Genomic DNA, 19,292 nt, shown 5'->3' with positions numbered 1-19,292 from the left:
TGATTTGCATACTACGAGATTGCCGCGCTATCGCTCGCAATGACAAATTAGTTTAAGCCACTGGCCCAATCGGCAACACTGTGCGGCCGTAAACCTCGTTCAATACGTTAGCAATACCGGTGTAAATGGCTGATGCACCGCAAATTATACCTTCGTAACCGGTAAAATGCTCCAGGCTTTCGCTGCCGGTTATTTTAACGGCGGTAAGCAGGAAAAACAATACAGTTAACGATGCGAATACAAATTGCAGCGCACGGTTCAATTTTAAGGTACCAAAGAAAAGCAGGAATGTAAATACACCCCATATCGCCAAAAACGCGGCCATGGCACTTGCCGGAGGAGCAGCTACCCAGCCTAACTTAGGCATTACGATCAAGCCAACCAGCGACAGCCAGAAGAAGCCGTATGAGGTGAACGCGGTTAAGCCAAAGGTGTTATTCTTTTTAGCTTCGATAACGCCGGCAATAACTTGTGCCAGGCCGCCATAAAAAATGCCCATGGCCAGGATCATCGAATTCATTTCGAACATGCCGGCATTGTGCATATTTAATAGAACAGTGGTAAGGCCAAAGGCGCAAAGGCCTAAGGGCGCAGGATTAGCGATGCCATCCTTTACAGGTACAGGTGTTTCAGGGATCATTATTTTAGGTTTTTAAATGGATTGAAGAGGCAATCTAATTTATTTGCTGCTAATAATCAAGTAATTTTACAAACACGGAACAACGCTTTAGTGTTAAATGAACAATATGCAAAAAGTAGTTTTAATACGCCATGGCGAAAGTATTTGGAACCACGAGAACCGCTTTACCGGCTGGACAGATGTTGACCTGAGCGAAGAAGGTTATCAGCAAGCCAAGCGGGCAGGGCAGATCCTTAAAAAATACGATTATAACTTTGATGCCGGTTTTACATCGGTACTGAAGCGCAGCATTAAAACCCTGCATTTTATATTGGAAGAGTTAGACCATTTGTGGATCCCCGTACAAAAATCATGGCGATTGAACGAACGTTTTTACGGTGCCTTACAGGGCGATAATAAGGATGAGGCTATTGCCAAATATGGTATACAACAGGTGCAAAAATGGCGTCGCGACCCCAATGAGTACCCGCCTGCCATTACTAAAGAAGACGACCGCTATCCCGGTCGCGACCTGCGCTATAAAAACCTGACCGAACGCGAGATCCCGCTTACCGAAAACCTGACCGAGACCATAGACAGGGTATTACCCTTCTGGAACGAGTTTATTGTACCAGCTATTAAACAAAATCAAAAGGTGATCATCTGCGGGCACGGCAACAGCCTGCGCGCGCTGATCAAGTATATGGATAATTTATCCGACGAAGATGTAACTAAGCTGGAGATCCCTACCGCTGTGCCCTGGATTTATGAGTTGGATGAGGGATTGAACAGGATAAGGCATTATTATTTGGAATAATAATGCACTATTGTCATTGCTGTAAGGAGCGATAGCGACGTGGCAATCTCATAGGCAGGTCCGATTGGATTGTCCTATGAGATTGCCACGCTATCGCTCGCAATGACAGGGTGGTTGTTTTATTTATCGCTCAAAGCAAATCCCCAATCCTTGCCTTTATCCACAGCAGGTACGCCTTTATCCATCCATACCGGGCTTGGCGCGCCTTTCAGGAAGTGATCGAAGAATTGCTGCTCGCGGATGGTGATATCCTTGCGGTTTTGGCGTTGAACAAGGTTATGTGCCTCGCCGTTATATTCCAGCAACCATACGGGTTTGTTTAAACGGCGCAGGGCGGTAAACATCTCGATACCTTGATACCATGGTACGGCGCCATCGGCATCGTTACTCATGATCATTACCGGCGTATTCACCTTTGGCAGGTGGAACAGCGGCGAATTCTCGATATACAGTTCTGGCTTCTCCCAAAGGGTAGCGCCTATACGGCTCTGCGTCTTTTCGTACTGGAATTGGCGGTTTACACCACTTTCCCAACGGATACCCCCGTAAGCCGATGTCATATTGGCAACAGGTGCGCCGGCCCAGGCAGCGGCATACATATTGGTAGCAGTAATTAAATAAGCCACCTGGTAACCGCCCCAGCTTTGGCCTTGTATGCCGATGTGCGCGCCATCAACCCATGGATTTTTCTTCAGCATCTCTACGCCAGAGTTGATAAACTCAACAGCCGATTGTCCCGGGTGCCCAACCTCATAACTGATATCAGGTGTGAACACCAAATAGCCATTGCTCACAAAGAACGATATCGGTAAACGCGACGGCGTAGGAGCGGGGGCCTGGTAGTTGTACAGGGTTTCCGATACCTTCTCGTAGAAGTAGCAGATCATCGGATATTTCTTATTCGGGTCGAAATTCTCGGGCTTGTATAAGATACCCATCGAATTATAGCCTTTCGGCGTAGTCCATTTCACCAGTTCGGCAGTACCCCAGTTATAGTTGCTTTGTTGCGGGTTGATGCTACTAATTTGGGTCTCTTTTTTCAGATCGATTGAAGTATACAGATCGGGCGAGTGCTGGTAATTTTGCTTGGTATAGATAAACTCATCGGCATCTTTAGCCTTTTGCAAAGCGCTGATGGCATAATCGCCCATCATCACTTTTTCAGGTGCTTTGGTGCTGCCTAATTGCTTTTTGTAATACCCCCACTGTTTGGTTTCGTAGTTTTGGGTGAGCAACCAAAGCGGTTGCTTATCGCTGATGTATTTCAACTCATCCGGGCCATTGCCACCCGCGGCACGTCCACCACGGCCACCACGATCGATAAACGGATAGCGGAAGATGAGCTTGTTAGCTCGACCCATACCGTTAGTAAAGTTAGTTGCAGCGCCGGTTTCGGCATCTATTTGCCAGATATCAAAACGGTCGTACACCAGTATCGATTTATCGCCGGCCGTCCAACCCGAAACACCGTAAGCGCCGGGATCATCAGGTACGTCGTTATCTTCGTCGCCCATTTTGGTACTGGTAGCTTTGCTGATGTTCATTTTTTTACCGGTGGCGATAGAGTAGGTGTAATAAGTTTGCTCCTTAGCATCAAACCACATTACATAATTACCCGCCGGCGACATGCTGTAGCGCGCCTTAGTGCGGTTAATAATGCGTTTACGTTCGCCGGTTTTGGTGTCGATCAGGTAAGCCTCGTTCATACCGCCGCCGTTCCATTGTGCTTGTACGCGGGTGCCGGTATCGGTGGTACCCAAAGCCCAGCGCGAGTCGTTGTTTTCGGGCAGGATAACTTGTTCGATATATTTATCGGCCAGTTGCACCAGTTTTTTGTCGTTATCCTTCGGGTCTATCATAGCCAGATAGCTGCGGCGCAGATCGCGCTGCAGGTTTTTTAGCTGCTCGGGTTGCAGGTATTCATCCTTGTAATTCCAAATGTCAAGGTGTGCCACCTCAAAATCAACAATGGTGGTATCAACAGGTTTAGGAATAGGAGCGGTGCCAAAGAACAGCCGGTTACCTGTACGGCTGAAGTACACACGGCCATCGCCCGAAACCGACCATTTATCGGTCATACCTGCCGAACCGGTCGCGGCCAAAACGTCGGCGCTGTCTTTCTGGGTATTATAATAGTATAGTTTATAAGGTTTTACCTGCGCCTTCTCCGGGTTCTTTTCAGCGGTGAAGGCCAACTGGTTACCTGCATCATCAAACACGGGGCTGCCGTAAGTTCCTTTACCGGTGCTGATGGTTTTTAGGGTGTCCTTTTCGATATCGTAAACAAACATCCCGGTTTTGGCACCTTTCGGCGCGTTACGGGCAGGGGCCACAGCCACAAATGCCAGCAGTTTGCCGGTTTTGTTTAACTGATACTGGGTTACGTATTTAAAGGTGCGCTGCTTACCTGTTGCTAATTGCTTCAGGGTCAAATCATCACCTTCGCGTGCGCCTGCACCTCCTGCAGGGGCACCCGCGCCACCGCCACGGCGACCGCCTGCTCCGCCAGCAGGAGCACCGGCACCTGCCGCGCCAGCCGCCGGACGTTTTGTGGTATCCGTAGACGAAGCCAGGTAGGCAATAACTGAAGCCTTCTCGGCTATTTTAAAAGAACGCACTGCCGGAACCCTGGTAATGACATTAGAACCTAAAGTGATCAGGCCCAGGGTGTCCTTAGGCATTTCGGCCGGGGTTTTCTTTTTGATCCTGGCCATGCGCGTATCGGCATACGATGGGCGGATCAAAAACACCGCGTATTTAGAATCGGAAGTTAAGCGGGCCGTATCCGCGCGCGGTACCTGGAAGTTGTAACTGATCTTCGGGTCGGTGATCACCAGGTTGGCGTCGCCGGCCTGTGGTTTTACCACGTATAAGATCCATTTGCCGTTATCGCTGATGGTTTGGTTAGATACCGCCTGCCAGCCATCAAACACGGTGTGGTCTAATGGTTTTTTTTGGGCGTTAGCACCCAAATACGCAGCCGAGAGTAGGCTGAGCAGTAAAAGTTTACGCATTGTCTGTTAAATTTGGTTAATTCCTGTTACAAGATACGCTTTGGTGGGGAAAGGTGAAAGGAGAAAGGCGAAAGGTATAAGGATTTTACAATTTGAAGCTTAAAGCCGAAAGACTAAAGCAGAAAGCTTTTTCCTTGCTTTATGCTTTATGCTTTTAGCTTTATGCTTTATGCTTTATGCTTTATGCTTTATGCTTTATGCTTTATGCTTTTAGCTTTTAGCTTTCGGCTTTCGGCTTTGCGCTTAAACTTTTGGATATGTGCGATAGTCGAACTACTTTAGTAAACATTATTATAAACCACCATACTGATGAAAAAATTACACCTGTTACTGTTTGCCTGTTTAATATTTACCGCTACCGCCTTTGCCCAAAGCAAGGATGAAAAGGACGTAACCGCCGCTGTTGAGTTTATGCGTAAAGCCATGGTAGACGGTAACCGCGCCGACCTGACCAAACTGGCAGCCGATGACCTGAGCTACGGCCACTCCAGCGGAAAGATCCAAAACAAGGCCGAGTTTGTAGAAGCCATTGCCAGCGGCGCATCAGACTTTGTAACTATTGATCTGACCGAGCAAACCGTGAAAGTAGTGGGCACTACTGCTATTGTACGCCATAAACTATCAGCCCAAACCAATGATGGTGGCAAACCCGGCAGCACTGTTTTAGGTATTATGCTGATCTTCCAGAAACAAAAAGGGCAATGGCTGCTGTTGGCCCGCCAGGCATATAAGTTGCCAACGCCGTAATCCCAGACCGCTGATTTTGTCTGAACCTTGATTTAACGGATTGCACCGATTACAGGATCTTATCCGCATTTAATAAAAATCCTGTAATCCTGAAAATCTGTTTAATCAAGGTTCAGACATCCCTTAAAAATTCCCCTCTCATTTCAAGGAAAACTTAACTTAATCTTAGTTTTACGATTTTTTAATGTTTGAAAAACCGCGAAAATTGATGCCATTTGTGCAAAAGTGGAATGTTAATAACCCTTGAAGTGTTCATTGCAATTGGCTTTTTATCAGGTAATACTGCAACTATTCAAGTGTTAATAACCCAGCATTTAAGGTTAATAACCTGTTTATAAAAACGGTACGATTTTACTTGACAAGTATCGCTTTAGCTGCTACCTTAGATAACATCAAGAACGACGTACTTTGACAGCCTTACAGTAATTCGGAACGCAGATCGGGCAACCCTTCGGGGGCGCTAAAGAATGCGGGAAGGTACTGAGCCACCAGGGAAACACACAGAGCCGAAAGGTTTTTAAACAGAATGGATGGTTAAAGGGGCATTACGCTGACTGCGGACGACCACGGTAAGAAGCAGGAACAGGTAACAGGCGCTACACAATATCGGCGTTGGCATAACGAAGATAACAGCACCGCGACATCAGGCAGCTTGCAAAAGCGGCAGAAGTAAAAGCGGACGAATTTCGGACAAATGCGGAAGGCAATGATAGGAGTAGACCAGTCAGAACTACACAAAACTTGATGCCCCATGAGCAGCCACGGTTGCACACAGGGTTTGGAAACGGGAGATCAATTCGAAAGATGCGGCCTCCCGTTTTCGTTTTATATCGTTTTTGTATGGGTTTTGAGATTTGGGGAGATTTTACCCACAGAGATCACAGCGGTTGACACGGAGGCCAGGGAAGCTCGTGTATTAAAACAGTTCGCCCCCGGCTCCGAATAACTGATGAATAAACCGTTACCTCAATACTTTTGTCTCCGCCCATGCCCTCAAATTTTTCTACCCTTCATAATTAATGTCAACTTAATATTGACTTTGTAGTTTCGCACGTCGTGATTCAGGGCTGCATAAGCTTGCCAGGTATTTACAGGCAATAACACATTAATACCAAAAAACGTGTCGTACCATAAACTATTACTTGCAACCGGCGTATTGCTTTTAGGCTACCGGGGCTTACATGCGCAAAATTTGGAAACCTTAGAACGCAGCCGGGTTAAGCTGCCCAACGGCTGGTCGTTAACGCCGGTTGGCAAAAGCCTGCCATTGGGCGATCTGCCGCTGAATATCGCCATTAGCAAAAGTCATCGTTTTGCAGCGGTAACCAACGATGGCGAAAGCACCCAAACCATACAGTTGCTTGATGCCGTTGCCGACAGCGAACTGGATAAAGTAGAGATCAGCAGGGCATGGGGTGGTATTGTTTTCAGTGCCGATGAACGTTCGCTATATGTTTCAGGGGGCGATAATAACTGGATCGTCCGCTACGATATCAGCAATAAAAAACTGAACGCGCAGGACACCATTAAATTAGGCGCAGCCTGGGGGGCAGGCGCTAACGCTACCATGATCTCGCCCACCGGTCTGGCGCTTGATGACAGGAAAGGTGTTTTATACGTGGTGACCAAGCAGGATAACAGTCTTTATCTTATCGATATAAAAACCAAAGCGGTTACGCAAAAAATTAAACTGGCGGCCGAAGCTTACACCTGCCTGCTATCGCCCGATAATTCAAAGCTATACATCAGTATTTGGGGCGGCGATAAAGTGGCGGTTTTTGATACCAAACTTAACCAGGTAACCAATACGATTGCCGTAGGCGATAATCCAAACGACCTGTGCCTGTCGCACAATAATAAATACCTGTACGTGGCCAATGCTAATGATAATACGGTATCGGTAATTAGTTTGCAGCAAAACAAAGTACTGGAAACGCTGAACACCGCGGTATATCCAACACCGTTAAGCGGTACCACCAGCAATTCGGTAGCTTTAAGCAAGGATGATAAAACCCTTTACATTGCCAATGCCGATAATAATTGCCTGGCCGTGTTTGATGTAAGCCAGCCGGGGAAAAGCAAATCGCAGGGCTTTATTCCTACCGGCTGGTATCCAAGCGTGGTGCGTGTAATTGATAATAAGCTGTACGTTGCAAATGGCAAGGGGTTTTCGTCGTTGCCTAATCCTCACGGGCCTAACCCTATATCAAAAAAACAAACCGTGTTGCTGCATGGCGGCGACCCCAATAAAGATCAGCCGGTACAATACATTGGCGGCGGCTTGCTGATGGGCACATTGAGCATTATAGATATCCCTAAAGAGCAGCAGCTTTCTGTTTATTCGCAGGCGGTATATCATAACACGCCTTACAGCCGTCAGCAGGAGCATAGCGCCCTTGGCGAGCCCGGAAACCCTGTACCGGTTAAAGTAGGGGATAAATCACCAATTAAACACGTTTTCTATATCATCCAGGAAAACCGCACTTATGACCAGGTATTGTCTGATATGCCTAAAGGCAATGGCGATACCAGTCTGCTGCTTTTTGGTAGACGTATTACACCAAACCACCATGCACTTGCCGAAAACTTTGTGCTGCTGGATAATTTTTATGTAGATGGCGAGGTAAGCGCCGATGGACACAACTGGAGCCTGGGCGCCTATGCTACCGATTATATGGAAAAGAACTGGCCTACCAGCTACGGTCATCACGGTAAAGGCGCAACCGGCAATACCGGCAAAAACAAGCTTTATATTTGGGATGCGGCCAGCCGTGCCAATATCAGCTACCGTACCTACGGCGAGTTTATAAATGCCGATAACACACCGCAGATCGCCGTACTGAAAGATCATTTCGCCAAATCGTATCCTACACGCGACTTGCTTGACCCAGATACCCTGCGCTATGAAAAATGGGAAAAGGATTTCGACTCGCTGATGCGCATCAACGCGGTGCCGCAACTGAGCACATTGCGCATGCTATCTGACCATACCGAAGGCACTAAGCCGGGCCGGCCTACACCTTTTGCCCACGTGGCTGATAATGACCTTGCTGTTGGCCGTTTGGTTGAACATATCAGCAAAAGCCCGATATGGGAAAACAGTGTGATCTTTATTTTGGAAGATGACGCTCAGAACGGCCCCGACCATGTGGATGCCCACCGCTCGCCCGCGTATATTGCCGGTGGTTTTGTTAAGCGTGGTTTTGTAGATCATACCATGTATTCTACCTCATCCATGCTGCGCACTATGGAGCTGATATTGGGCCTTGCGCCAATGACCCAATACGATGCATCGGCTACGCCAATGTGGCGCTGCTTTACATCGCAGGTAAACAAAACGCCCTTCAATAGTTTGCCATCAAATATCAATCTTAACGAACTGAACCCGAGGGATAACAAACTGGGTGCTTTATCAAAAGGTCTTGATTTTTCTGGCGTTGACAAGGTGCCTGATGCCATTATGAACAATATGTTATGGAAAGCCATAAAAGGCATTAACGCGACCGCCCCCAGCCCGGTACGCGCCGCGTTTGTAAAAGCGACAGCCAGCGCCGATGGGGATGATGATTAAATGAATTGTACCAATAATTAAGTGTTATAAAACAGGATAAAATGCGCAGTTCCGATTTCCGCTTTCAGAAATTAATCCTATAATTATGCAAAAGATAAATCTGTGCCGCTTTTATCCAACATATCTGTCCCCGCGCTAACCGATGGTACCTACCTGCAGCACATCCCAAGCCTTAATAAAGGGTTGCAGCTAAAGCTGAAAAGCAATGTAACCTTTTTTGTAGGGGAGAATGGGTCAGGGAAATCTACCTTACTGGAAGCCATTGCCGAGCAATGTGGTTTTAACCTGCGTGGGGGCAACCGAAACCATAATATAAATACCGGTTACCGGTTTGAGGGTTACGAATCGGCACTGGCGCGGCACCTGCAATTGGGCTGGAACCCGAAACGGATCAGTAACGGCTTTTTTATGCGGGCCGAAAGCTTCTTTAATTTCGCGTCTTATCTTGATGAACTGGCTGCCGAGGATGGTCGCGCGCTGATGGGTTATGGTGGGCGGTCGCTGCATGAGCAGTCGCACGGCGAATCGTTCCTGTCCTTATTCAGCAACCAGTTCGAATCGGGTATTTACATCCTCGACGAGCCCGAGGCAGCCTTGTCGCCGGCACGTATCCTGGCCTTTATGTCGGTTATACATGAACTGGAGCGAAGCGGTCGCGCCCAATTCCTTATCGCCACGCACTCGCCCATATTGATCTGCTACCCTAATGCCACCATTTTGCAGTTTGATGAGAATGGCGTACACGAAACTAATTATGAAGACACGGAGCATTTTAGCTTTACCAAATCGTTTTTGAACAACCCAGACTTATACCTGCATCATTTGATGAAGGGCTAACAGCTGCTTACTTTGCAAGTTTAAAATCAATCTTACCAATCAATTTACTAATAACCAGCTTGCCATCACGCCCGCTTAAGTTGCCGCTTGGGAAAGGGGGATTTTTTCCTGACATAACTATAGGCATTTCTCCGGGGCCACCATACGTTTTTACATTCGCGGCCTTATCCTCATCATATTTTTTTATTACGCTTATGCCGGTAATATCTATTAAAGTGATAGTTAGGGTGTATTGCTCGTCGAGCGCGCCGCCGGCTGGGATATAGCAATTTTTTAAATAGGCACGGTCGCCATGTGCAAATTCCATAATCGAGGCATAAAACGGCATAACAGGCTGGGGCAAGTGGCTGCTATCGCTTAGCAATATGTAGCGGTGTTTTTTTAAATAGGTAGCCATGGTGGTATCAGTAACCAAAGACTGGCTGTATGCATGAAAAAAAAACATAGATACAATGCAAGTTAATATTAGCCTTTTGAACATAGTTATATCGTTTTAGTAATTAGATGCCGCGTGGCTATCACCCAAAGAAATAAAAATAGACCGGCACAGAATCAAGTAATAGCCAGGATATCAATACAATATAAGGCGAATTTTTTTTATACGATATAATATAGATAGCCAAAGCAATTAATACGTAATATACAGCCGTTACCCCATAAAAACCTGCCAACACTAATGGCCCTAATTCTGCGCCCGGGTTGGGATTGCTGATACTGACGAATACAAATACAAATGCCGCAATAGCTTCTATTAATGTTATGTAAAAAGATAATTTTAAAAGTTTCTCAGGCATGATAACAATAAAAAGAGGGGGTTATTCCCCTCTCTTTAATCCAAACTTCTCTATTTTGCTATACAGGTGGCTGCGCTGTATGTCGATATCGTCGGCAGTTTTTGATACGTTCCAGTTATTCTTCTCCAGCTTGAACTTGATATACTCGCGTTCGGCATAATCCTTATATTCCTGGAAGTTTTTAAACTGATCGAAATCTGTTTCAGGCGCAGCCGCCGCGCCTGCGGTAGCCGTAACCGGCGCCGAGGGGTTAGCGAACGAACGTACATCAACATCGGTAATTACCTTATCGCTCAGGATGATCAGGCGCTCTACCATGTTACGCAATTCGCGGATATTACCTGTCCATGGCAGGGCTTTCAGCGCTTCCATTCCGGCTTCAGACACACGTTTTACCGGCATGCCGTATTCGCCGCAAATTTCCTCTAAAAAGCTTTGGGTAAGCAGCGGGATGTCATCACGACGCTCAATAAGCGGTGGTACATGGATCAGGATCACACTGAGGCGGTGGTACAAGTCCATACGGAAGTTACCGGCTTCAATTTCCTTTAGCAGATCTTTGTTGGTTGCCGCTACTACGCGCACATCTACATCAATTTCCTTTTCGCCGCCTACGCGGGTTATCTTATTTTCCTGCAAGGCGCGCAACACTTTAGCCTGTGCGGATAGACTCATATCGCCAATTTCGTCCAAAAACAAGGTGCCACCACTGGCCGATTCGAACTTGCCGATACGCTGTTTTACCGCCGAAGTGAACGAACCTTTCTCGTGCCCGAACAGTTCACTTTCGATCAGTTCTGACGGGATAGCCGCGCAGTTTACTTCAATTAATGGCGCATTAGCCCTGTTCGATTTTTCGTGCAGCCAGCGGGCTACCAATTCCTTACCGGCACCGTTAGCGCCAGTGATCAGTACACGTGCATCGGTAGGAGCAACACGATCGATGGTTTCCTTAATTTTATGTATAGGCTGTGTTGAACCCAGTATCTCGCGGGTTTTAGATGCTTTGCGTTTTAATACCTTGGTTTCGGTAACCAGGCTGCCACGGTCTAAAGCGTTGCGGACGGTGATCAGCAAGCGGTTCAGATCGGGCGGTTTGCTGATAAAATCGAACGCGCCCTTTTTGCTGGCCTCAACAGCGGTCTCAACTGTTCCGTGACCGGATATCATGATAAAGGGCAGATCGGGCTTTATTTGCAGGCCCTCACTCAGCACTTCCATGCCGTCCATGCGGTTCATTTTAATGTCGCACAGCACCAGATCGTAATCGTTATCGCGGATCATGCTTAACCCGTCGATGCCGTTATCTACATCTTCAACCGTATAATCTTCGTATTCTAATATTTCTCGCAGGGTATTGCGGATTGCCCGCTCATCGTCAATAATAAGGATCTTTGCCATTAGCAGTATGGGGTTGAATTTAGTAAATGTATAAAATTTGTATAGTAAACAAAACACTTTGGGTTTTGTGTTAAAAAAAATGCCCCCTTTTTTACAAGGGGGCAAATATCAGCAGCAAAGCTGTAAGCCGGGTTCTGTTTTGCCTTTCGGCAACTTCTATCATTAATCTGTTATGTACATTGCTGCACATCTTAAACGACCTACCCATGCCGGCATTTCTTGCGAAAAGGAGACGAGCCGCCCCGCTTCCGGCACCTATTTGGTCTTTCAACTCCTGAGGTTTACCGCGATCCCGGTCGCCCGGAAAAGCCGTGAGCTCTTACCTCACGTTTTCACCCTTACCCCCAATAAATTGAGGGCGGTATATTCTCTGTGGCACTTGCTGTCGCCGGCTGACGGCGCCTTCCCGTTAGGAAGCAGGATGCTCTGTGTTGCCCGGACTTTCCTCTGCCCCGCCGAAGCGGAGCAGCGATAGAACGATTTGCTATGGGGCAAAGGTAATAAAAAACGCGTCATTGCGAGAAGCGAAGCGACGTGGCAATCCCCGGTAAGCAGATCCGCTCTGTATTTCGGGGATTGCCACGATTCGCTCGCAATGACGAGGGGGGCTACTTACTTACATCCCTTCAATCCCTTTTCCACCTCCGTATCACTTATCAACCCCTGCTTATTTCCAAACGAGTTAGTAACATAGGTCAGCACCTCGGCAATTTCTATCGGCGTTAACTCGGTAGCCGGCATCTGGCCTTCAAACTCCTTTCCGCTAACGGTAATTTTACCATTAACGCCCAACTGCATGGCGCAGGGTAGGGCGGCGCGGTTCTTCCTTAGATAAGTGGTATCTGTTAATGGCGGTATCAATGCCGCCAGTCCCTGACCTTTATCGCCGTGACAGTTTTGGCAATGCGCCTGGTAAACGGCTGCCCCGGTAGCATAGTATCGGTTAAATTCCACCTGTTGCTCTGTTTGGCACGATGCTATCAGGGCAACCACTATTAAAAGCGCGCTTATTATTGCTATCGATCTCATTGGGCCATGCTTTGGTCGGGTTCGGCTTGCAGGATCTTGATATCTGCAATTAGTTTGGTTACCTGCGCGGCATCGGTACCATCGTAAGCGCCGCGGATATGCTTTTGCTTGTCGATCAGCAGGAAGTAGCCATCGTGAATGTGCCCGCCAGGCGCTTTGGCATCATCGGCGGCGTGAGCCAGGTAGCTTTCGGCCAGCTTGTAGGTCTCCTCCTTTTTGCCCTGCAAAAACCACCAGCTTTGCCCGCTGATGTCCAGCTTATCGGCATACTTTTTCATTACGGCAACGCTGTCGTATTTCGGGTCGATGGTATGCGACAGGATCTTAAAATTGGCCACATTTTTAAACTCGTTATACACGTTAAGCATGTTGCGGTGCATTACCGGGCAAATAGAGGGGCAACTGGTGAAGAAGAAATCGGCCACATAGATCATCCCGTTCAGGTTTTTGTTGGTGATGCTATCGCCATACTGGTTCACAAACTTAAAAGCCGGGATGGTTTGGTAAACGGTATCGGTTACGGTTTTGCCATCCACCGTTTTAGTTACGGCTTCGCGGTTGCCCAGTATTGGCAAAGCGTTATTATTACCAGCGCCAGATTTACAAGCTGATATGCCGATAGCAACGCAGCTTAATAGGATCAATATTTTTCTCATTTCGTTTTCGGTAAGCGTTTTTCGGCAGCCTTGTTCGCGATGATCAGCATCGAATCAACCTGTTGCACCTGCGCCTTTTGTTTGGCAAGGTAATCCATAATTTCGGTATGCGATTTACCGGTAAAATCGGGGTTGAATTTGTGCATCCAGTCCTCCATGGCCTCATCGGCAGTTGACAGCTGCTTGCTCAGGGCATTCAGTTCTGTAATAAAGTTTAGGCTGTTGCTCAATTTAGCCAGGCTATCAATCACCACTTTATTTTTAATGGCCAATTCGCTGTTGCCCATGGCTTTATCGTGCAGTTTAATTACTGCGTCCATACCTGCTTTTTCTTCAGCCTTTTCGTCTTTACAACCACTCATGGCTGACATTACCACTAATAATGCCACTAATATTTTTGTCTTCATGTTGATGTATGTTTTATTTGTTCGTTTTTTCTACCAGTTCCATCCCGCATTTTGGGCACAGGCCCGGTTCGTTTTTCAACACTTCGGGGTGCATGGTACAGGTATATTGTTTGGCGTTTTTAGCCTTTGTTGCCGGTGTTGTTTTTTGCTGATAGGTATTACCGCACGCCGCGACAAATGTAAGCAGTGTGCATGAAGCTATGATGATATATTTTTTCATAATTACTTAGTTTTGATAAAGGCCGCGAAGCCTAATAATGCTACTATTAAAATACTTAAGGCGCACAAGATACTCACCACATCGCGGATATCCTTACCCGCCCAGGTCATCCAGAAGAATTTGTGCAGGAAGATGAACGACAGGCCCTCGGCGCGGTCTATCCCGGCCACATGAGTGGCCAGTTTACCGGTTGATGTTTCCACGTACCAGTTATCGTTACCCGGATAACTCACTTTAACTACCGGCAGGCGCTTGTTGATAAAGCCATACTCGTTGGTGAACTGCCTGACCGGTTCAGCCTTCATATTTATCTTCTCCTCCCGGTCTCCGGGTTTATGGCGGTAGAAGTAGGCCAGGTATTCCGCGAAGTTGATATCGCCATACGGTGATTCGGCGCCATCAACAGTGCTGTAGTAATGGATGTTCTTTTTATAGTCGGTAACCTGGTAGTACACATCTTCATCATACATTTTCACCAATGCCTGTTTGGTAGCCAGTGTATCGGCTATTGGCAGATGCAGGTTATCACTTTTTAATTCGCTCCGGTTGATCAGTTGCTCATATTCCGTATGGGCGGGCTGTATATTATGCAGCTTCACCAGTAAATGGAACAGGGCGCTGCTAAAAAATAGCAGCATAATAAACGACATGATCAATCCCAACTGCCGATGGTAACGATGGGTAATTCGTCTATAATCCGTGCCCTTAGCCTTGCGCTTTTGCGCTATTTCCTTAAACCGCTTCCAAAAGAAGCCGTAAATCACAACGCCACTTATTAGCGATAGAAACAGTATGCCGACGACACAGTTCAAAAATATTAACCTGAAACTATCGCCAAACCAATCAGCCATAAAATCCCAGGTGTGCATTTGCTCAAACACGCCCAACATTACCTTACGGGTATTATTATTGAATGTGCCCATACGGCTTTGACTGGTTTCTATATAAATATCCATACCGTCAGGACGATCTAAACTGACTTTCCATACCGGCAGCAGGCGGTTAATGGGTTGATATTGCGCGTCGAATTTGGTTTGCAGGCTGATGGACCTGATCTTCGATACTGAATCCTGGGTAAAGTACCGGGCAAGGTAAACTGCGTAGGACTTATCTGCACCGGGCAATAGCTTGCCATCGGTAGCTGAATAATAATTACATACACTGTCCTTTTGCAGTATTTGATAATAGGTTTGCCCCTTGAAGCGTACCAGTCCAAAGTTCCGCAGTTCATTGATGTGGTTTTGATCCAGCACTTGCGTTAAACTTAATGCCGGCTTCATTTCGGCTATTGTCGGCAGCGTGTAGCTTTCCTGCGGGATAAAAGGCCTGAACCAGTTGGACATGAATGGGTGGGAGAGACCGCTCAGTGTCCAACCCATAATGGGCACCAGGGCGATCAATCCCAATATCCGGTGCCATTTATAGAAGCTGCGCTGCAGCTTGTTATTTGTCTTCTCCATTTGTTAATGCTTTGAAAATGAATAGCTGATGCCCAGCGTGCAGGTGCGCGGCGGCGCGGCAGTATACGTATCGCCATATTGGTTGCTGGTAACCGTGGTAGCATACAACTTGTTGCTGAGGTTAAGCATATTAAACCATATACCAACGCCTTTTAAGGCTTCTTGCTTACAATTATACCCCAGGCGCAGGTTATAAATGTTATAGCCGCCGTAGGTCTTTGTATTAGCCGGATCGGTAAAGTATTTATCCAGGTGCTGCCACTCGGCCGCTATGCGGAAGCCGGGGAAGTACTCCGGTTTATAGGTGATCTCCGAATTAGCCGTCCAGGCCGGGGCGTTGCTCATGCGGTTATTGTTATAAACCAGCGTATAGTTTTTGCCGGTAGCATAATTGGTACGCACCTCGCTATAATTTAAGTAAGTATGCCGGGCATTGGTACCATTAAACCTGAATGTTAACTGCTGAACGGGCGCGTAAGTAATAGCATACTCCACACCACGGTGGCGGGTAGCGCCGGCGTTTTGGTTCTGCGTGGTATTATCGGCCAGCAGCTGACTGATGATCTCGTTACGCCCCTCCAAATCATACAAACTAACTTCCACATACATCTTTTTATCCAACGCCGAGAACCAGCCGCCTACCTCATAATTGTTAAAGGTAGCCTGCTTTAGCGGCGTTAACTGGCGCGAACTGTACAGGTCGCCGGTCTCGGGTGGTTGAAAGCCCACGCTGTAATTGGCATACAGCCCTTTGTTATTACCGAAGTTATAGGTTAAGCCCAGCTTGGGCGCTACAATATTAAAGTTATTGGTTTCCTGCCGTTTATACCTGGTATTTGCAGCGGGCAATCCGTTTGTAAAGGCGTAATGCACGTGGTCGTATCGTAAACCAGCTACAATGCGCAGGGCTTCGGAGGGATGGATCTCGTACTGTGTATAAGCCGCGTAGTTCAACAGCTTAATTCGATAATCATCAATATAAGTGCCCGTATTGGTGAAGCCGGTATAGTAGTTATTGGCCGCATCCTTTTGTATGCTGAGGTATTGCGCATAGTAGCTGCTCGGGCTGTCATCCAAATAAGCGCCGACCACTAATCGCGAATGCAGGAAGTTAAAATCGCTGCGGTGCTGGGTTAAAAAGCCGAGACTGTGAAACTTTTGATCGTTCACCTGCCCGTTTGAACTTTGGTAAACACCAGCCGCGTTTCGCACATCGGATATAAAATAACTGGGCAGTTGCGCGGTGGAATTATCACGATAAAATGCGGTGAAGAAGGTACTGTTCTGATCGTTCCATGTATGCTCCAGCCTTGCATTGGCCCTAAAGGCGCTCACCTTACGATAGGTAAAACGCTGGTTGCTGCCGTAGCTGCGGTTGTAGAAATGCGCGCTATCTAAACTACCCGGGGTTTGGGTGTTCAGGTAATTGTACGATGCAGCGGCGGTCAGCTTAGTGCGGTTATCCAAATCGTAAGTCGATTTCAGGTTGGCCGAATACTTATCGAAGTCCGAATAATCCTGCCAGCTATTTTTTTGATGGGCGATGTAACCGCCTGCATACAGGCCAAACTTGCCCGAGCTAAAGCCACCATCGGCATCTACCCGGCGATAACGGTAGTTATCGCCCTGGATGGAAACATTGCCCGCATAGCCTGACGGTGGGTTTTGCGTAATAAAATTCACCGCGCCGCCAACCGAATTGCTGCCATACAAGGATGATGCCGGCCCCTTGATCACTTCGATGTCCCGCACCCCCGACATGTTGATCTCGTACAGCGAGTTATGATTAAAAATACCGGTAGGGCGAATGGGCAGGCCATCTTCCATATACAGGTAAAGCGCGTTGTAGGTAATGGGCTGCCGGATAGCCATGGTATGCTGTTCGTTCCCGAGATTGACCATGTATACGCCCGAAACCTTATTCAGCAACTGGTAAAGCGCCGTGGCTTTGGTATCCTGTATCTGCACCGAAGTGATCTTGCTGATGGCGATAGGGGCATCCTGCCGGGCCTGCCGTTCGCGGTTGGCCGAAATGATAACCGGTTGCAGATCGATAGCTGCACGATTAAGACTGATGTTTAACTGCGCGCCGCTTTTGGTATCTGCGGTATAGCTGCTGTAACCGATATAACTAAACTTCAGATCGGTATTTGTATTGATGCTGAATCTGCCCTTAGCATCAGTGATGGTATGCTGGCTGCTATCGGCCGATGTAACGGTAACACCGGCGATGGCTTCGTGCGTAATGGCATCAGTAACGGTGCCGTGTATGCTTTGACCATAGGCAACGAGCGTAATTATAGATAGGTATATGGAAATGAATATTTGCTTCATATGTATTCTTTTAACAATCTGTTTTACAGATCATTGATAATAATAATTCGAAAAGGATAAGCAATTAACAACATTTCGTCATCCCGAACTTGTTTCGGAATCCCGCATGAAAATTCGAGCATACGAGGATATGCGAATGGGATGCTGAAACAAGTTCAGCATGACATGTTTGTTTTTCCGCTGAAGCCTCACCCTGCCCTCTCCAGAGGAGAGGGTTCCAAAGTCTCCCCCTTTGGGGGAGATTTAGAGGGGGCTTTCATCGGCATGTCATAAAAACCATTAGAGGCCGCCGGGATTATATTACTCAGCATGACACGTTGGTTGGATTATCCTAAAAAGAAAATTTAAGAAGCAAGTTGCGGAGGCTGTAGAATACTGATCGAGACACTTTGAGGTGTCATGGATTTATACCGTTCAGGAAATACCTGTAAAAGGTGAGATGTAAAGGTGATTTGCTTCGTGGTTGTGAAGTATACCTGTTGCAGAAGGTTCTTCTGCGTTTCGCGCTCGTTGCTTTTCTCCTTGTCTTCGGCCAGCTTTATCTTTTTCATCAGGTAGCAGCGGCCGTTACAATGCATCCATGGCTTATCGCGATTTTCGCAAAGGGTGCTGGCGATGTACTTTTGGTTCATCTCAAAGCCGGCAAACACAAACAGCTTGGTAAAATTGGCTGCAAGCGTACATGCAATAAGTATGATGGCAACACCGCGCTTTAACATGGGGCAAAGTTAAGGTAAACGAAATGCGTAAACAATAGCAATTTGACGTTAAATTGGGGAGAATCCTGCGGTGTTAAAACATTGTACACCATACCGAACTTGTTTCGGCATCCCACTTGCATAGTTTGCGCTTTGCGTGCTGGACCTGTGTGATGGGATGCTGAAACAAGTTCAGCATGACAAGTTTTATAGTGTTACAAGCCCCTGACGTAAAAAATATAATCCGTAGGCGGCAAAGTCGCCACCCCGGCCGATTTAAGCAGGAAGCCGATCTGCGCCCGGTGGTGAGTGCCATGATTAACGACATGCGCGATAATATCCCGATGCGGTTCGCTAAAGCTATCGCCGCGTAAGTTTTGGTAATGAATGATGGTATCGATATCACCCTCCTGCAAACTATCAAGATGCGTTATCCATGCCTTATGATTTTGTTCGATAATTTCCTTCAGGCTTTCCGCAGGCCAGTCTTCGGGCCATATCGGGCCGCTCGGGATGGGAGAGTTGGTAACCCGCTTCAGCCAGGTTTGTTGCGCGCCAAGTAAATGTCCCATCAATACAACCGGCTGACCGAATGAAATGCCGGCGGCCAGGATTTGATCTACCATCAGCAGGTTGGTATGCCGGTCGTAGTTAAACAGGGTTTTAAAGTACGATATCATGGCGCTGC

17 protein-coding genes and 1 other RNA gene are annotated in these 19,292 nt (G+C 47.3%); 4 read left to right on the top strand and 14 right to left on the bottom strand.

Going from position 1 to position 19,292, the window contains the following annotated elements:
• Positions 1-52: 52 nt before the first annotated feature.
• Positions 53-640, bottom strand: a complete 588-nt coding sequence (locus HQ865_RS09775; RefSeq protein ID WP_173414723.1) for an acetate uptake transporter — start codon at positions 638-640, stop codon at positions 53-55.
• Positions 641-746: 106 nt separating this feature from the next.
• On the opposite strand from HQ865_RS09775, the gene gpmA reads away from it, so the two are divergent.
• Complete coding sequence (gene gpmA, locus HQ865_RS09770; RefSeq protein WP_173414722.1) at positions 747-1,436, top strand: 2,3-diphosphoglycerate-dependent phosphoglycerate mutase; 690 nt, start codon at positions 747-749, stop codon at positions 1,434-1,436.
• Positions 1,437-1,555: 119 nt separating this feature from the next.
• On the opposite strand, the gene HQ865_RS09765 is transcribed toward gpmA, so the two are convergent.
• Positions 1,556-4,450: a S9 family peptidase gene (locus HQ865_RS09765; RefSeq protein ID WP_173414721.1), complete on the bottom strand. Its 2,895-nt coding sequence runs from the start codon at positions 4,448-4,450 to the stop codon at positions 1,556-1,558.
• A gap of 309 nt (positions 4,451-4,759) precedes the next feature.
• On the opposite strand from HQ865_RS09765, the gene HQ865_RS09760 reads away from it, so the two are divergent.
• From HQ865_RS09760 to HQ865_RS09750, 3 genes are all read left to right on the top strand, one after another.
• On the top strand, positions 4,760-5,197 hold the full coding sequence (locus tag HQ865_RS09760) for a nuclear transport factor 2 family protein (RefSeq protein WP_173414720.1): 438 nt from the start codon (positions 4,760-4,762) through the stop codon (positions 5,195-5,197).
• Between the two features lie 1,120 nt (positions 5,198-6,317).
• The gene (locus tag HQ865_RS09755; protein WP_173414719.1) at positions 6,318-8,768 is read left to right on the top strand and encodes a bifunctional YncE family protein/alkaline phosphatase family protein; all 2,451 of its coding nucleotides are present in this window, start codon (positions 6,318-6,320) and stop codon (positions 8,766-8,768) included.
• A gap of 102 nt (positions 8,769-8,870) precedes the next feature.
• Complete coding sequence (locus tag HQ865_RS09750; RefSeq protein ID WP_173414718.1) at positions 8,871-9,605, top strand: AAA family ATPase; 735 nt, start codon at positions 8,871-8,873, stop codon at positions 9,603-9,605.
• Positions 9,606-9,612: 7 nt separating this feature from the next.
• Here the strand turns inward: HQ865_RS09750 and HQ865_RS09745 are convergent, their stop codons facing one another.
• From HQ865_RS09745 to HQ865_RS09690, 12 genes are all read right to left on the bottom strand, one after another.
• Positions 9,613-10,050: a hypothetical protein gene (locus tag HQ865_RS09745; protein WP_173414717.1), complete on the bottom strand. Its 438-nt coding sequence runs from the start codon at positions 10,048-10,050 to the stop codon at positions 9,613-9,615.
• Between the two features lie 73 nt (positions 10,051-10,123).
• Positions 10,124-10,399, bottom strand: coding sequence for a hypothetical protein (locus HQ865_RS09740; RefSeq protein ID WP_173414716.1), 276 nt, complete (start codon positions 10,397-10,399; stop codon positions 10,124-10,126).
• Between the two features lie 21 nt (positions 10,400-10,420).
• A complete protein-coding gene (locus tag HQ865_RS09735) occupies positions 10,421-11,800 on the bottom strand; it encodes a sigma-54-dependent transcriptional regulator (RefSeq protein WP_173414715.1) in 1,380 nt (459 codons plus the stop codon).
• A gap of 107 nt (positions 11,801-11,907) precedes the next feature.
• An RNA gene (gene rnpB, locus HQ865_RS09730) (RNase P RNA component class A) lies at positions 11,908-12,288 on the bottom strand.
• Between the two features lie 124 nt (positions 12,289-12,412).
• A complete protein-coding gene (locus tag HQ865_RS09725) occupies positions 12,413-12,829 on the bottom strand; it encodes a c-type cytochrome (protein WP_173414714.1) in 417 nt (138 codons plus the stop codon).
• The gene (locus tag HQ865_RS09720; protein ID WP_173414713.1) at positions 12,826-13,485 is read right to left on the bottom strand and encodes an SCO family protein; all 660 of its coding nucleotides are present in this window, start codon (positions 13,483-13,485) and stop codon (positions 12,826-12,828) included. The genes HQ865_RS09725 and HQ865_RS09720 overlap by 4 nt, the downstream gene beginning before the upstream one ends.
• A complete protein-coding gene (locus HQ865_RS09715; protein ID WP_173414712.1) occupies positions 13,482-13,892 on the bottom strand; it encodes a hypothetical protein in 411 nt (136 codons plus the stop codon). The genes HQ865_RS09720 and HQ865_RS09715 overlap by 4 nt, the downstream gene beginning before the upstream one ends.
• A gap of 13 nt (positions 13,893-13,905) precedes the next feature.
• Entirely contained in the window at positions 13,906-14,112 is a 207-nt protein-coding gene (locus HQ865_RS09710; protein WP_173414711.1) for a heavy metal-binding domain-containing protein, read from the bottom strand.
• A 2-nt stretch (positions 14,113-14,114) separates the two neighbouring features.
• Positions 14,115-15,572 (bottom strand): PepSY-associated TM helix domain-containing protein, encoded by a 1,458-nt coding sequence (locus tag HQ865_RS09705; RefSeq protein WP_173414710.1) that lies wholly within the window; start codon positions 15,570-15,572, stop codon positions 14,115-14,117.
• Positions 15,573-15,575: 3 nt separating this feature from the next.
• Positions 15,576-17,906: a TonB-dependent receptor gene (locus HQ865_RS09700; protein ID WP_173414709.1), complete on the bottom strand. Its 2,331-nt coding sequence runs from the start codon at positions 17,904-17,906 to the stop codon at positions 15,576-15,578.
• Positions 17,907-18,250: 344 nt separating this feature from the next.
• Positions 18,251-18,625, bottom strand: coding sequence for a hypothetical protein (locus HQ865_RS09695; RefSeq protein WP_173414708.1), 375 nt, complete (start codon positions 18,623-18,625; stop codon positions 18,251-18,253).
• Between the two features lie 194 nt (positions 18,626-18,819).
• The gene (locus tag HQ865_RS09690; RefSeq protein ID WP_173414707.1) at positions 18,820-19,284 is read right to left on the bottom strand and encodes a DinB family protein; all 465 of its coding nucleotides are present in this window, start codon (positions 19,282-19,284) and stop codon (positions 18,820-18,822) included.
• Positions 19,285-19,292: the final 8 nt, after the last annotated feature.

The sequence above is a fragment of the Mucilaginibacter mali genome, assembly GCF_013283875.1.
GTDB classification, from domain to species: domain Bacteria; phylum Bacteroidota; class Bacteroidia; order Sphingobacteriales; family Sphingobacteriaceae; genus Mucilaginibacter; species Mucilaginibacter mali.
The sequence above is the reverse complement of the archived record's forward strand: the minus strand, read 5'-3'. Positions and strand labels throughout refer to the sequence as shown.